At 49.9% G+C, this 635-nt stretch carries 1 protein-coding gene; it reads right to left on the reverse strand.

All coding sequences use genetic code 11. From position 1 onward, the window contains the following. Nucleotides 1-104 precede the first annotated feature (104 nt). Complete coding sequence (locus ACOCD2_RS24695) at nucleotides 105-410, reverse strand: LysM peptidoglycan-binding domain-containing protein (protein WP_293650820.1); 306 nt, start codon at nucleotides 408-410, stop codon at nucleotides 105-107. Nucleotides 411-635 lie beyond the last annotated feature (225 nt).

Below are 635 nucleotides of genomic sequence, written 5' to 3' on the forward strand. Positions count from 1 at the left end.
AATTCAGTTGTGGGGACAACTCAGTTTCGGGTTGTAACATGGGCCGTATCAGTCGTGACAGGCTGAGCCTATCACTCATGACCACGTCCTAAGGACGTGGGTTTCTACGCTAAACTAAATACAACCCCGACCTCGCCGACAACATTATCCACCCTTACTTCCGAGGTTTCCTCACGCACAATGTAAAGGGGTATGGCTATTTTCGTCCCCGGCCGAATCGTTGCCGCATTGCGGATCTTGTTGCGCTTGAGAATGTCATCCCAGTAGCGCCAGTCCTTGAGCTGATTGTGGCTGATATCCCAGACAGTGTCTCCCGGCTGTACCGTATACAGCCAGTCTTCCGCAAACGCAGCGGAGGCAAGGCTCCATAAGCACAGGAACAGCAGTGGCCGTCTAAATCTACTGGTCATACAACTTCTCTCTGAACGCTTAGCCCGTGCAAGGGCAGACCTGATCCGAACTTCCCTTTCAAACCTGACAACTCAAAATGATCAAATGATTAATTTTACGTAACTGCCGGGTACCATGTGATTATATTCCAAAAAGGAGCTATCCTTTGTTCCGAACCCGCCAGATATTGAACGACTGGCTCACGCAAAACCTGGAGGAAGCATAACGCCATGGTTATCCATCCA

The organism is Thiolapillus sp. (assembly GCF_048562965.1).
Taxonomy (GTDB): domain Bacteria; phylum Pseudomonadota; class Gammaproteobacteria; order Chromatiales; family Chromatiaceae; genus Thiolapillus; species Thiolapillus brandeum_A.

What these genes read in the sequence shown, in the direction of transcription:
- ACOCD2_RS24695 (WP_293650820.1), bottom strand. Translation starts at nt 410, where the DNA reads ATGACCAGTAGATTTAGACGGCCACTGCTGTTCCTGTGCTTATGGAGC.